General features: G+C 70.6%; 13 protein-coding genes. 8 read left to right on the top strand and 5 right to left on the bottom strand.

The genetic code is table 11. The annotated features are described in order from the left end of the window. The first annotated feature begins 27 nt into the window (after window positions 1-27). Window positions 28-495 carry a GatB/YqeY domain-containing protein gene (locus ACFZB3_RS26450; RefSeq protein ID WP_391379195.1) on the top strand — a complete coding sequence of 156 codons (468 nt, stop codon included), beginning with the start codon at window positions 28-30 and terminating at the stop codon, window positions 493-495. A gap of 128 nt (window positions 496-623) precedes the next feature. Here ACFZB3_RS26450 and ACFZB3_RS26445 read toward each other — a convergent pair whose 3' ends face one another. Then, window positions 624-2,918, bottom strand: coding sequence for a transglycosylase domain-containing protein (locus tag ACFZB3_RS26445; protein ID WP_391379193.1), 2,295 nt, complete (start codon window positions 2,916-2,918; stop codon window positions 624-626). Between the two features lie 538 nt (window positions 2,919-3,456). On the opposite strand from ACFZB3_RS26445, the gene wblA reads away from it, so the two are divergent. After that, entirely contained in the window at window positions 3,457-3,795 is a 339-nt protein-coding gene (wblA, locus tag ACFZB3_RS26440) for a transcriptional regulator WblA (protein WP_132856581.1), read from the top strand. Between the two features lie 14 nt (window positions 3,796-3,809). On the opposite strand, the gene ACFZB3_RS26435 is transcribed toward wblA, so the two are convergent. Both ACFZB3_RS26435 and ACFZB3_RS26430 read right to left on the bottom strand, forming a co-directional pair. Beyond that, the gene (locus tag ACFZB3_RS26435) at window positions 3,810-5,165 is read right to left on the bottom strand and encodes an ArsA-related P-loop ATPase (RefSeq protein ID WP_391379191.1); all 1,356 of its coding nucleotides are present in this window, start codon (window positions 5,163-5,165) and stop codon (window positions 3,810-3,812) included. Next, complete coding sequence (locus ACFZB3_RS26430) at window positions 5,162-6,139, bottom strand: ArsA-related P-loop ATPase (protein WP_391379187.1); 978 nt, start codon at window positions 6,137-6,139, stop codon at window positions 5,162-5,164. The genes ACFZB3_RS26435 and ACFZB3_RS26430 overlap by 4 nt, the downstream gene beginning before the upstream one ends. Window positions 6,140-6,246: 107 nt before the next feature. On the opposite strand from ACFZB3_RS26430, the gene ACFZB3_RS26425 reads away from it, so the two are divergent. From ACFZB3_RS26425 to ACFZB3_RS26410, 4 genes are all read left to right on the top strand, one after another. Beyond that, on the top strand, window positions 6,247-6,405 hold the full coding sequence (locus ACFZB3_RS26425; RefSeq protein WP_019992579.1) for a DUF4177 domain-containing protein: 159 nt from the start codon (window positions 6,247-6,249) through the stop codon (window positions 6,403-6,405). Beyond that, window positions 6,405-6,869: an Atu1372/SO_1960 family protein gene (locus ACFZB3_RS26420; protein WP_391379185.1), complete on the top strand. Its 465-nt coding sequence runs from the start codon at window positions 6,405-6,407 to the stop codon at window positions 6,867-6,869. The genes ACFZB3_RS26425 and ACFZB3_RS26420 overlap by 1 nt, the downstream gene beginning before the upstream one ends. A 118-nt stretch (window positions 6,870-6,987) precedes the next feature. Then, window positions 6,988-7,863: an NUDIX hydrolase gene (locus tag ACFZB3_RS26415; RefSeq protein ID WP_391379183.1), complete on the top strand. Its 876-nt coding sequence runs from the start codon at window positions 6,988-6,990 to the stop codon at window positions 7,861-7,863. 2 nt (window positions 7,864-7,865) lie between these two features. Next, on the top strand, window positions 7,866-8,708 hold the full coding sequence (locus tag ACFZB3_RS26410) for an MBL fold metallo-hydrolase (protein ID WP_391379181.1): 843 nt from the start codon (window positions 7,866-7,868) through the stop codon (window positions 8,706-8,708). Window positions 8,709-8,761: 53 nt separating this feature from the next. On the opposite strand, the gene ACFZB3_RS26405 is transcribed toward ACFZB3_RS26410, so the two are convergent. Both ACFZB3_RS26405 and ACFZB3_RS26400 read right to left on the bottom strand, forming a co-directional pair. Then, a complete protein-coding gene (locus ACFZB3_RS26405) occupies window positions 8,762-9,592 on the bottom strand; it encodes a nucleotidyltransferase domain-containing protein (protein ID WP_391379179.1) in 831 nt (276 codons plus the stop codon). A gap of 51 nt (window positions 9,593-9,643) precedes the next feature. Continuing rightward, complete coding sequence (locus tag ACFZB3_RS26400; RefSeq protein WP_018547939.1) at window positions 9,644-10,318, bottom strand: Crp/Fnr family transcriptional regulator; 675 nt, start codon at window positions 10,316-10,318, stop codon at window positions 9,644-9,646. Between the two features lie 333 nt (window positions 10,319-10,651). Between ACFZB3_RS26400 and nth the strand changes: the two genes are divergently transcribed. After that, window positions 10,652-11,692 (top strand): endonuclease III, encoded by a 1,041-nt coding sequence (nth, locus tag ACFZB3_RS26395; protein ID WP_391379789.1) that lies wholly within the window; start codon window positions 10,652-10,654, stop codon window positions 11,690-11,692. A 100-nt stretch (window positions 11,693-11,792) separates the two neighbouring features. Next, window positions 11,793-12,497 (top strand): NUDIX domain-containing protein, encoded by a 705-nt coding sequence (locus ACFZB3_RS26390; protein ID WP_391379176.1) that lies wholly within the window; start codon window positions 11,793-11,795, stop codon window positions 12,495-12,497. The last annotated feature ends 1 nt before the right edge of the window (window position 12,498 follow it).

Below are 12,498 nucleotides of genomic sequence, written 5' to 3'. Positions count from 1 at the left end.
CGGGTGGCACCTGCGACAATCGGTGCCATGACCACCACGCTCAAGTCGAAGCTGCAGGACGACCTCAACGCCGCGATCAAGGGACGCGACGAGCTCCGCTCGGCCACGCTCCGGATGACGCTCGCCGCGATCACCAACGAAGAGGTCGCGGGCAAGGAGAAGCGTGAGCTCTCCGACGACGAGGTGCTCAAGGTGATCGCCAAGGAGGCGAAGAAGCGCCGGGAGGCGGCCGAGGCCTTCGCGAACGGCGGCCGTGCCGAGAGCGCCGAGCGGGAGAAGGCGGAGGGCGGGGTCCTCGCCGAGTACCTGCCGAAGCAGCTGAGCGACGAGGAGCTGGCGGGGATCGTCGCCGCGGCCGTCGAGGAGGCGAAGGCGGCGGGCGCCGAGGGGCCCCGGGCCATGGGCGCCGTGATGAAGATCGTGAACCCGAAGGTGGCCGGCCTGGCCGAGGGCGGCCGTGTCGCCGCCGCGGTGAAGAAGCTGCTCCAGGGCTGAGAGAGCAGAACGCAGGCAGTACGGCAGGCGGTACGACAGGTAGGCAGTACGGCAGGCGGTACGACGGTGGGGCCGCGCCTCTTTCTCGGAGGCGCGGCCCCACCGTCGTACCGGGTCGGAGCTGAGGGTCAGCCCCGGGTTCCGCCGTTCCCGTTGTTCCCGCCGTTCCCGTTCCCCTGGATGAAGCCGTCGGGGAGGGAGAAGGTCGGGTTCGGGGTGGTGCCGCCGTTCGTCGAGCCGTCGGTCGTGCCGCCGTTGTCGGTGCCGCCGATGAGACCGCCGATCAGGCCGCCGTTGTCGTTGCCGCCGTTGTCGTTCCCGTTGCCGTTCCCGTGGCCCCGGTTGTTGTCGTTCTCGTCCGGGATGTCGACGAGGTTGAAGGACTCGGACGCCTTGCCCTCCAGGGCGCCCGTCATGGCGTCCTTCCAGATCGGGCCCGGGGTGTCGGCGCCGAAGACCTCGGAGTGGTAGACGCCGCCGATGGTGATGTTGGTCATCTCGATGTTCTGCTTGGCGCTGCCGACCCAGACCGCGCCCGCGAGGTTGGGCGTGTAGCCGACGAACCAGGCGTTCTTGCGGGAGTCCGTCGTACCCGTCTTGCCTGCGCTCTCCCGGTCGTCCAGGCCGGCCTGCTGACCGGTACCGGAGTCGATCACGCCGCGCAGCAGGGTGTTGATCGTGTCCGCGGTCTTCTCGCTCATCGCCCGCGAGCAGGTCGACTTCGGGACGGCGAGGGACTTCTGCTCGTTGCCGACCTTCTGGGTGATCGACTCGATGGCGACCGGCGTGCAGTACATGCCCCGGTCGGCGAAGGCGGCGTACGCGCTCGCCATGGTGAGCGGGGAGAGGCCGATCGCGCCGAGGGCGATGGACGGGGTCTGCGGCAGCTTCGAGCCGTCGCCCTGGTGGACGTGGAGCGAGTCGGTCATCTTGACCACCGGGCACAGGCCGATGTCGGAGATCAGCTGGACGAAGTAGGTGTTGATGGACTTCGCCATCGCCTTCTTCATCTGGTACGGCCCGACCTCGGACTCGTTCTCGTTCTGGACCTGCTCGCCGTCCGTGTTGACCCACTGCTTGCCGTCGCACTGCTGCACGGGGCTCGGGTAGTTCATCTTGTACGGCGACGAGTACTCCTGCGTCGCCGGCTTGCCGCCCTCGATGGCGGCCGCGGCCACGAACGGCTTGAACGTCGAACCCGTCGGGAAGCCGTAGTTGGAGCCGCCGTAGTCCCGGTCGACCGAGAAGTTGTACTCGGTCTCGTTCTTGTTGTAGCCGTACGGCTTCGACTGGCCCATCGCCAGGATCTTGCCGCTGCCGGGCTCCACGAGGGTGGCGGCGGCCGCGACCGAGTCGGACTTGTAGACGTGGTCCTTGATCGAGGCCTGCACCGAGTCCTGGGCCTGCGGGTCCAGGGTGGTGCGGATGGTCAGGCCGCCCTGGTTCCAGAGCTTGGCGCGCGCCTCGCGGGTCTTGCCGAAGACCGGGTCGGTCAGGAAGACGTTCTCGACGTACTTGCAGAAGAACCCGGCGCCCTTGACCGCGGTGATGCAGCCGTTCTTCGGCTGGGTGACGTGCAGGCCGAGCGGGGCCTCCTTGGCCTTGTCGGCCTCCGCCTGGGAGATGTCGCCGAGTTGGGCCATGCGTTCGAGGACGACGTTGCGCCGCTTGGTGGCCTCGGCCTCGTCGTTGACCGGGTCGTAGCGGCTCGGCGACTGCACGATGCCGGCCAGCAGCGCGGCCTGCGGGAGGCTCAGGTCCTTGGCGTGCTTGGAGAAGTAGCGCTGGGAGGCGGCCTCGACGCCGTAGGCCTGCTCGCCGAAGAAGGTGATGTTCAGGTAGTTCTCGAGGATCTTCTTCTTGCCGAGCTTCTCCTCCAGCTGGATCGCGTACTTCAGCTCCTTGACCTTGCGGCCGAGGGTCTGCTGGGTGGCCTCGGCGACCTTGGTCGGGTCGTCGCCGGCCTCCTCGATGAAGTAGTTCTTCACCAGCTGCTGGGTGAGCGTCGACGCGCCCTGGGCGACCCCGCCGCTCTGCGCGTTCTTGTTCAGCGCGCGCAGCACGCCCTTCAGGTCGATGGCGCCGTGCTGGTAGTAGCGCGAGTCCTCGATCGCGACGATCGCCTTCTGCATGTACGGCGAGATGTCCTTGAGCTCCACCACCGTGCGGTCACGGGAGTAGACCTGGGCGATCTGGTTGCCCTTGCTGTCGAGGATGTTGGTGCGCTGGCTCAGCTGCGGGCTCTTCAGGTTGGCCGGGATCTCGTCGAAGCCCTGTACCGAGCCCTTGGCCGCGAGGCCCAGCGCCCCGGCCGCGGGCAGCGCGATGCCCGCCATCACGGCTCCCGCGAGCACACTGACACCGAGGAACTTGGCGGCCTGCTGCGTGGTCGACAGACCACCGCCCGAGCGCTTCTTTGGCATGGGGGCAGCCTAATCCGTGGGGATGAGCATTCCGGGTGAGCGGGTGGCTCTCGGGATGTTCGAGTGCCGGATCGTGACATAGAGGGCGACACCGGCGACCGTGCACGACGGCACGACGACATGAACGGTCTACCTTGCCATTCGCCGGACACACGTACAGGCCTTGGCCTAAGCTGCTCTCAACTGTCACAGCAGTGCGGCCACGTATCAATACGTCCGGCGACCCCGAATCGTTCCGGAACCTGCCCACTTTTTTTCGGGTGAGGTGTTGATGGCGTGTCCGAATCCGCCTCGTGTGTCACTCGGCGTCCGTTGTGACGCACCGCAGCTGTCCCGGTTTGCCGCGATCATCACGCATGTCGCCAGCTCACTCCCGCGGGTGATCTGCCGCTTACCCATAGTCCGTTCGGGCCATTCAAGATTGGGCCCGAAGGGGGTGTTGCGCTGTGCCCACCTTCCGTAACGTCCTCAACTGGCGGCGGTGAATATGCCGCTGCCGCCGTGGGGGAGCCTCGATTCGGGAGAGGACGGCGCCGGTATGGGCTGGGTAACCGACTGGAGTGCGCAGGCTGCCTGCCGCACTACCGATCCGGATGAACTGTTCGTTCAAGGAGCAGCGCAGAACAGGGCCAAGGCGGTGTGCACCGGATGTCCGGTACGCACGGAATGCCTGGCCGATGCGCTGGACAATCGCGTCGAGTTCGGCGTGTGGGGAGGCATGACGGAGCGGGAGCGCCGCGCACTGCTGCGCAGGCGTCCCACCGTGACCTCCTGGCGCAGGCTCCTGGAGACAGCGCGCTCGGAGTACGAGCGGGGGACCGGAATCGTCCCCCTCGACAGCGACGAGGTGTACGAGAACTACGCAGCCGTGAGCTGAACCGCACGACTCGGCTACGGCAGCTCCGGCCGGCCGGCCGCGAGCCGGTCACCGATGTCCCGCAGCCCCGTGAGGTCGTGCACGTCGCCGGGCAACGCGGCCACTTCGACCACGGCCACCTCGGGGTGGCGCGCGGTGAAGCGGTCACGTGTGCGCTGCTCGCGGGAGAGCAGCTGCATGCGCTCGGCGTGCAGCCTCAGCAGGCCTGCGGTGAGCTGGTCGACGGTGCGGTCCGAGTGCTCTGACGAGGGGGATTCGTCAGTCGTGTCCGCAGGCCCTGACGAGGGGGATCCGTCGGGCCGGGACTCGGACGGCACGGGCGCGGGTGATTCAGAACTGCCGTACGTGTCGGGAGAGTTACGAAGTCCAGCTTTCCCGCCCCTCTGATCCACAATGCGGGGCTCCTCAAGATTTTCCGCGGCGGCGAGCGCACGCTCGGCCGACAGCCGGTCGGCGCCGCTGCCGTGGACCCGGTTGAGGACCAGACCGACCAGCGGCATGTCCTCCGCGGCCAGCCGCTCCACGAAGTACGCGGCCTCGCGCAGCGCGTCCCGCTCCGGAGCCGCCACCACCAGGAACGCCGTACCGGGCGCCTGAAGCAGCTTGTACGTCGCGTCCGCGCGGGTGCGGAACCCGCCGAACGTCGTGTCCATCGCCGCCACGAACGTCTGCACGTCCTTCAGCAGCTGCCCGCCGAGCAGCTTGCCGAGCGTGCCGGTCATCATCGACATGCCGACGTTGAGGAAGGCCATGCCCGCGCGGCCGCCGAGCTTCGCGGGGGCCGTCAGCAGCCGGATCAACCGGCCGTCCAGGAAGGAGCCGAGGCGCTTCGGCGCGTCGAGGAAGTCCAGGGCGGAGCGGGAGGGCGGGGTGTCGACCACGATCAGGTCCCACTCGTCCCGGGCCCGCAGCTGGCCCAGCTTCTCCATCGCCATGTACTCCTGCGTGCCCGCGAAGCCCGCCGAGAGCGACTGGTAGAAGGGGTTGGCCAGGATGGCCGCCGCCCGCTCGGCGTCCGCGTGCGCCTCCACGACCTCGTCGAAGGTGCGCTTCATGTCGAGCATCATGGCGTGCAGTTCGCCGGGGCCCTCGGTGCCCTTCACCTTCCGCGGCACGTTGTCCAGCGAGTCGATGCCCATGGACTGCGCGAGCCGCCTGGCCGGGTCGATGGTCAGCACCACGACCTTGCGGCCGCGCTCCGCCGCCCGCAGGCCCAGGGCCGCCGCGGTGGTGGTCTTCCCGACCCCGCCCGAGCCGCAGCACACCACGATCCGGGTGTCCGGGTCGTCGAGCAGGGCATCGACGTCGAGCGCGGGCGCGTGCGACAGCCGACGGGCCTCGTCCTGTGCCTCGGCCGGGTCCGGAGTCATGACATCCCCTGTTTCCGCAGTTCGCGGGCGAGTTCGTACAGGCCCGCCAGGTCCATGCCCTCAGCGAGCAACGGCAGTTCGTGCCGCTCCAGGTCCAGCTCGGCGAGGACCGCGCGCTGCTCGTGCTCCAGCGCGTACCGCTCGGCGTACTCGGCGGCCTGCGCGAGCAGCGGGTCCACCAGCTGCTCGGCCTTCCCGCCGCGCCGCGCCCCGCCGAGCCCGGCCGCCGACAGCGTCTGCGCCACGGCGGTGCGCGGCACGGTCCGTACGAGTTCCAGATCGGCGGCGTCCAGCACCTCCGGCCGGACCATGTTCACGATGACCCGGCCCACCGGCAGCCGCGCGGCGCGCAGTTCGGCGATGCCGTCGGCGGTCTCCTGGACCGGCATCTCCTCCAGCAGGGTGACCAGGTGCACGGCCGTCTCCTTGGACTTGAGCACCCGCATCACGGCCTGCGCCTGATTGTGTATGGGGCCGATCTTGGCGAGCCCGGCCACCTCGTCGTTGACGTTCAGGAAGCGGGTGATGCGGCCGGTCGGCGGGGCGTCCATGACGACGTAGTCGTAGATGAAGCGCCCGGCCTTGTCCTTCCGGCGCACCGCCTCGCACGCCTTGCCGGTCAGCAGCACGTCCCGGAGGCCGGGCGCGACGGTGGTGGCGAAGTCGATCGCGCCGAGCTTCTTCAGCGCCCGGCCCGCCCCACCGAGCTTGTAGAACATCTGGAGGTAGTCCAGAAGGGCCAGTTCGGGATCGATGGCGAGCGCGAAGACCTCACCGCCTCCCGGCGCCACCGCGATTTTCCGCTCTTCGTAGGGCAACGCCTCCGTCTCGAAGAGCTGGGCGATGCCCTGCCGGCCCTCGACCTCCACGAGAAGCGTCCGCTTCCCCTCGGTCGCGAGGGCCAGCGCGAGTGCGGCGGCGACCGTCGTCTTTCCGGTCCCGCCCTTGCCGCTGACGACCTGGAGCCTGCTCACATCTTCGAGACTAACCAGTCGGCCGGACACTCACGCGGGAGGCTGTGGATAACCGTGCGTGCGGTGGGCCACGTGTCCCGTCCGTCACAGCGGATAAAGTCGGCCGCATGACCAAGTGGGAATACGCAACCGTGCCGCTGCTCGTCCATGCCACGAAGCAGATTCTGGACACCTGGGGCGAGGACGGCTGGGAGCTCGTCCAGGTCGTGCCCGGGCCCAACAACCCCGAGCAGCTCGTGGCCTACCTGAAGCGGGAGAAGCCGTAATGGGCGCCGTGGAGGCCAAGCTGGCCGAACTCGGTCTCGCGCTGCCGGCGGTCGTCCCGCCGCTCGCCGCCTACCAGCCGGCCGTGCGGACCGGTGCGTACGTCTACACCTCCGGCCAGCTGCCGATGGTGGACGGCAAGCTTCCGGTCACCGGCAAGGTCGGCGCCGAGGTCACCGCGGAGGAGGCCAAGGAGCTGGCCCGCATCTGCGCGCTGAACGCCCTGGCCGCCGTGAAGTCCGTCGCCGGTGACCTGGACCGGGTCGCGCGCGTGGTGAAGGTCGTCGGCTTCGTCGCCTCCGCCGCCGACTTCACCGGGCAGCCGGGCGTGATCAACGGCGCCAGCGAGCTGCTCGGCGAGGTCCTCGGCGACAAGGGCGTGCACGCGCGCAGCGCGGTGGGCGTCGCGGTGCTGCCGCTGGACGCGCCGGTCGAGGTGGAGGTCCAGGTCGAGCTGGAGCCGTAACCGACCAGAGCCCCGGGGCGGTGCCGGCCGGAGCCGGCGGGGTGGTCCGCCGGAGTCGGAGGGGTGGTCCGCCGAAGCCCCTCTCGAACATTCGCTCCCCACGGGATAGCCTCCGGTAATGGCCGATGGACAGTGGTATCCCCCCGAGTGGCCGGACCGCATCCGCGCACACGCGGAGGGCACCCTCGTGCCGGTGGCCCCGAAGCGGGCGGCCACCGTGCTGCTCCTGAAGGACACCCCGGACGGTCCCGCCGTCCACATGCTGCGCAGACGCGCCTCCATGGCCTTCGCCGGAGGCGCGTACGCGTATCCGGGCGGCGGTGTCGACCCGCGCGACGACGACCACCAGGTCCGCTGGGCGGGCCCCACGCGCGCGTGGTGGGCCGACCGGCTCGGCGTCGACGAGGCGGGCGCCCAGGCGATCGTCTGCGCGGCCGTCCGGGAGACGTACGAGGAAGCCGGCGTGCTGCTCGCCGGTCCTGCCCCGGACGCCGTCGTCGGCGACACCACCGGGGACGACTGGGAGGCCGACCGCGCGGCCCTGGTCGCCCGTGAGCTGTCCTTCGCCCAGTTCCTGGACCGGCGGGGCCTGGTCCTGCGCTCGGACCTGCTGGGCGCCTGGACGCGCTGGATCACCCCGGAGTTCGAGAGCCGCCGCTACGACACCTGGTTCTTCGTCGCCGCCCTCCCGGCGGGCCAGCGCACCCGCAACGCCTCCACGGAGGCCGACCGCACGGTGTGGATCCGCCCGGCCGAGGCCGCGGCCGGCTACGACAAGGGCGAGCTGCTGATGATGCCGCCCACCATCGCCACCCTGCGCCAGCTCCTGCCGTACGCCACGGCCGCCGGGACGCTCGCCGCGGCGCCCGCGCGGGACATGACCCCGGTACTGGCCCGCGCCCGGCTGGCGGACGGCGAGATCGTCCTGACCTGGCCGGGCCACGAGGAGTTCACCAAGCACATACCGACCGACCTGACGACCGGTGGAGCCTGACCATGACGGACGCAGCAGCCCTGCCCGGCCAGCCGCGCGGCGGAGTGCTCCCGGGGCCCGCCACCGCGCGGGCCGTCAACGTGCTGGCTCCCAACGCCTCCGCGATGACCCTGGACGGCACCAACACCTGGATCGTCGCCGAGCCCGACTCCGACCTGGCCGTGGTGATCGACCCGGGCCCGCTGGACGACGGCCACCTCAAGAACGTCGTCGACACCGCCGAGAAGGCCGGCAAGCGGATCGCGCTCACCCTCCTGACCCACGGCCACCCGGACCACGCCGAGGGCGCCGTACGGTTCGCGGAACTGACCGGCACGCGCGTGCGTGCCCTCGATCCGGCGCTGCGGCTCGGCGACGAGGGCCTGGCCGCCGGAGACGTGATCACCACCGGCGGGCTGGAGCTGCGGGTCGTACCGACCCCGGGCCACACGTCGGACTCCCTGTGCTTCCACCTGCCGGCCGACCGCGCGGTCCTGACCGGTGACACCATCCTGGGGCGCGGTACGACGGTCGTGGCGCACCCGGACGGCCGTCTGGGCGACTACCTGGACTCGCTGCGCCGGCTGCGCTCGCTGACGGTCGACGACGGCGTCCACACCGTCCTGCCGGGCCACGGACCGGTCCTGGAGGACGCCCAGGGCGCCGTCGAGTTCTACCTGGCCCACCGCGCCCACCGGCTGGCCCAGGTCGAGACGGCCGTGGAGAACGGCCACCGCAGCCCCGCCGAGGTCGTCGCGCACGTGTACGCCGACGTGGACCGCTCGCTGTGGCCGGCGGCGGAACTGTCGGTACGGGCCCAGCTGGACTACCTGACCGAACACGGGCTGATCCAGGCCGAGCTCTAGAGCTCCAGTCCGGGTTTCCGTCCGGCCTCTGCTGTCGGCCTCTGCCGTCGGCGTCAGTCCCAGCCCGGCGGCCGGGGCGCCTTCACGCCGTGCACGCGCGCGTATTCGTCCGCCAGCCAGGGGCCGAGGTCGTCCACGTACGACCGCAGTACGGCACGGTCGCCGACCGGCTCGTACCCCGACTCGGCGGCGCGGCGCAGCTGTCCGGCCCGCTCCGGGTAGTAGCCGGCGAACGCCTCGGCCATCTCCCGCAGGTTGCTCGTCCAGCCGTTCCAGCGGGGCATGACGAGGGTGAAGCCGGTGCGGACGAGATGGCGTGACATGAAGCGCACCAGGGGCCGCAGGCTCTCCTCGGTGTCCTCGGCGGCCGCGATCCGCTCCCGCCAGCGCGGCAGCAACCCGGCCAGGTCGCCGTTGGTCTCGCGGGCGAGCAGCGAGTCGGGGCGGTAGCGGGGCAGGAATTCGGCGAGGTCCTCGCCGAGCAGCGGGGTGCACAGGCAGGCCACGAACCACCCGATGTCGTGGCGCTCCACCTCGCTGAGCACCCGCGCGCGGGAGAAGAGCAGGGTCCCGACCCCGTCGATCTGCGCGTACTCCTTGTCCACGGCCTCGCCGAGGGCGCGCGCCGCGTCCCGGTCGGCGCCGGTCGGCTCCTCGCGCAGGACGACCACGAGGTCCAGGTCGCTGTGCCCCGCCCGCGCGGTGCCGCGCGGGATCGAGCCGTAGAGGTAGGCGCTGTCCAGGCGCGCGCCGAAGACGTCCAGAAGCCGGTCGCGGGCGGCTGCGACCACGGGACGGAACACGTGCGGCACGCGCGCGTGCGAGCCTTCGCGCTCGATGAAGCCCAGTGGGTCGAGGCCCCGGGACGCGACTTTTTTAGGCATGGGGAACCAGATACCAGCCCGTCCGGGGGCTGCGCCCCCGGAATACGGTGCCTACCGGGACCGCTTCGCCAGCCGCTCGACGTCCAGCAGGATCACGGCTCGCGCCTCCAGGCGCAGCCAGCCGCGCTGCGCGAAGTCCGCCAGCGCCTTGTTCACGGTCTCGCGGGACGCGCCGACCAGCTGGGCCAGCTCCTCCTGCGTGAGGTCGTGGACGACGTGGATGCCCTCCTCGGACTGCACACCGAAGCGGCGGGAGAGGTCCAGCAGGGCGCGCGCGACCCGGCCCGGCACGTCGGAGAAGACCAGGTCGGACATGGCGTCGTTGGTCTTGCGCAGTCGGCGGGCGACGGCACGCAGCAGTGCGGTGGCGACCTCGGGGCGGGCGTTCAGCCAGGGCTGGAGGTCGCCGTGGCCGAGGCCCAGCAGCTTGACCTCGGTCAGCGCGGTCGCGGTCGCCGTGCGCGGGCCCGGGTCGAACAGCGACAGCTCGCCGATCAGCTCGCCGGGGCCGACGACGGCGAGCATGTTCTCGCGGCCGTCGGGGGAGGTGCGGTGGAGCTTGACCTTGCCCTCGGTGACCACGTAGAGCCGGTCGCCCGGGTCGCCCTCGTGGAACAGGGAGTCGCCACGCGCGAGGGTCACCTCACTCATGGAGGCACGCAGCTCCGCGGACTGCTCGTCATCGAGCGCCGCGAAGAGCGGGTTGCGCCGCAGAACGTCGTCCACGAGTTCTCTCCTTGTCGACCTGCTCAGGGGATCTTGCTCCCCCTTGGTACCAGGGGACCGTGCTCCCCATTTTGCCGGACGGTCCAAACAGTGTGATCTGTCACAAGGATGCCGCACAGGTGTGCCCAGGTAAGCGGCAGGGGTCCAATCGGGGGCTGATCTTCCGGGTCCGGAGCGGATGTCGGTGCCGGGCTTTAGGCTGGCCGGGTGTCCAAATCGCCGGTGAGAGCACAGGCCAAGGGGGCTGGGCGGGTGGTTGTACGAGGTGATTCCGCTGTGGGCGAACAAGGGTCCGATGCCGCCTCCGGTGAGCCGAAGAAGGCGGCAAAAGCGGTGAAAGCCGTGAAGAAGACCGCAGTGAAGACCGCAGCGAAAACGGCAGCGAAAACGGCGGCGAGAACGACCACGGCGAAGAAGGCCGCCGCGAAGAAGACGGCGGTGAAGAAGGCGGCGCCGGCGAAGACCGCGACCGCCGCAAAGGCTTCGCCGGCGAAGAAGGCCCCGGCGAAGAAGGCCCCGGCGAAGAAGGTGGCCGCCAGGAAGGCGGTGGTCGAGAAGGCCGTCGCCGAGCAGCCGCGGCCGGCCGGGAAGCCCGAGTCGCCGGCCGCGCTGGTCCGCCGGGCGCGCCGGATCAACCGCGAGCTCGCCGAGGTGTACCCCTACGCCCACCCCGAACTGGACTTCGAGAACCCCTTCCAGCTCCTGGTCGCCACGGTGCTGTCCGCCCAGACCACCGACCTCAGGGTCAACCAGACCACCCCGACGCTGTTCGCGAAGTACCCCACCCCCGAGGACCTGGCCGCCGCCAACCCGGAGGAGGTCGAGGAGATCCTGCGGCCGTGCGGGTTCTTCCGGGCCAAGACCAAGTCGGTGATAGGGCTCTCCAAGGGCCTGGTGGAGGGGTTCGGCGGCGAGGTCCCCGGCCGGCTCGAAGACCTGGTCAAGCTGCCCGGCGTCGGCCGCAAGACCGCGTTCGTCGTGCTCGGCAACGCCTTCGGGCGCCCCGGCATCACCGTGGACACGCACTTCCAGCGCCTGGTCCGGCGCTGGCGGTGGACCGCGGAGACCGACCCCGACAAGATCGAGGCGGCCGTCGGCGCGCTGTTCCCCAAGAGCGACTGGACCGACCTCTCGCACCACGTGATCTGGCACGGCCGCCGGATGTGCCACGCCCGCAAGCCCGCCTGCGGCGTCTGCCCCATCGCCCCGCTCTGCCCGGCCTACGGGGAGGGCGAGACCGACCCGGAGAAGGCGAAGAAGCTGCTCAAGTACGAGAAGGGCGGCTTGCCCGGCCAGCGGCTGAAGCCGCCGCAGGCGTATCTGGACGCGGGCGGCCGGCCGGCGCCGCCGCTGGGCGGCGTATCAGGGACATGACCCAGGGGTCTTCTCAGGGACGGAGAACGGAACGATCAAGGAGACTTCGGGCGTTGGAACGGGCAGCAGGACGGGGGAGCAGGGCAGGACGGGGGATGCCGTGACACACAGCAAGGCGCAGACGGACGGGCCGCGCGGGGATGTGGCGCTCAGCAAGGAGGGGCTGCCGGGGTGGCTGGACCCGGTGGTGCGGGCCGCAGAGACCGTCCAGCCGCTCCAGCTGAGCCGCTTCCTGCCCCCGGAGAACGGGGCGGGACGGCAGTCGGCCGTGCTGATCCTGTTCGGTGAGGGAGAGCAGGGGCCCGAGCTGCTGCTGATGGAGCGGGCCGGTTCGCTGCGCTCACACGCCGGGCAGCCCTCCTTCCCCGGCGGCGCCCTCGACCCCGAGGACGGCGACCCGAAGGCCGACGGGCCGCTGCGGGCCGCTCTCCGTGAGGCCGAGGAGGAGACCGGGCTGGATCCGGCCGGTGTCCAGCTCTTCGGGGTGCTGCCCAGGCTGTACATCCCGGTGAGCAAGTTCGTGGTCACCCCGGTGCTGGGCTGGTGGCGCGAGCCGACGCCGGTGGGCGTGGTCGATCCGAACGAGACGGCGCGGGTCTTCACGGTCCCCGTGGCGGATCTCACGAATCCGGCCAACCGGGCCACCGCCGTGCACCCCAGCGGCCACCGAGGTCCGGCATTCCTGGTCGAATCGACCCTGGTATGGGGGTTCACGGCCGGGGTGATCGACCGCCTGCTGCACTACGCGGGATGGGAGCGCTCCTGGGACCGCGAGAAGCTGGTCCCGCTCGACTGGCGGTCATGAC

The organism is Streptomyces sp. NPDC008092, from assembly GCF_042957285.1.
Taxonomy (GTDB): Bacteria; Actinomycetota; Actinomycetes; order Streptomycetales; family Streptomycetaceae; genus Streptomyces.
The sequence above is the reverse complement of the archived record's forward strand: the minus strand, read 5'-3'. Positions and strand labels throughout refer to the sequence as shown.

What these genes read in the sequence shown, in the direction of transcription:
- ACFZB3_RS26410 (WP_391379181.1), top strand. Translation starts at nt 7,866, where the DNA reads ATGACGGACGCAGCAGCCCTGCCCGGCCAGCCGCGCGGCGGAGTGCTC.
- ACFZB3_RS26425 (WP_019992579.1), top strand. Translation starts at nt 6,247, where the DNA reads ATGACCAAGTGGGAATACGCAACCGTGCCGCTGCTCGTCCATGCCACG.
- ACFZB3_RS26445 (WP_391379193.1), bottom strand. Translation starts at nt 2,918, where the DNA reads ATGCCAAAGAAGCGCTCGGGCGGTGGTCTGTCGACCACGCAGCAGGCC.
- ACFZB3_RS26435 (WP_391379191.1), bottom strand. Translation starts at nt 5,165, where the DNA reads ATGACTCCGGACCCGGCCGAGGCACAGGACGAGGCCCGTCGGCTGTCG.
- ACFZB3_RS26450 (WP_391379195.1), top strand. Translation starts at nt 28, where the DNA reads ATGACCACCACGCTCAAGTCGAAGCTGCAGGACGACCTCAACGCCGCG.
- ACFZB3_RS26405 (WP_391379179.1), bottom strand. Translation starts at nt 9,592, where the DNA reads ATGCCTAAAAAAGTCGCGTCCCGGGGCCTCGACCCACTGGGCTTCATC.
- ACFZB3_RS26415 (WP_391379183.1), top strand. Translation starts at nt 6,988, where the DNA reads ATGGCCGATGGACAGTGGTATCCCCCCGAGTGGCCGGACCGCATCCGC.
- ACFZB3_RS26420 (WP_391379185.1), top strand. Translation starts at nt 6,405, where the DNA reads ATGGGCGCCGTGGAGGCCAAGCTGGCCGAACTCGGTCTCGCGCTGCCG.
- wblA (WP_132856581.1), top strand. Translation starts at nt 3,457, where the DNA reads ATGGGCTGGGTAACCGACTGGAGTGCGCAGGCTGCCTGCCGCACTACC.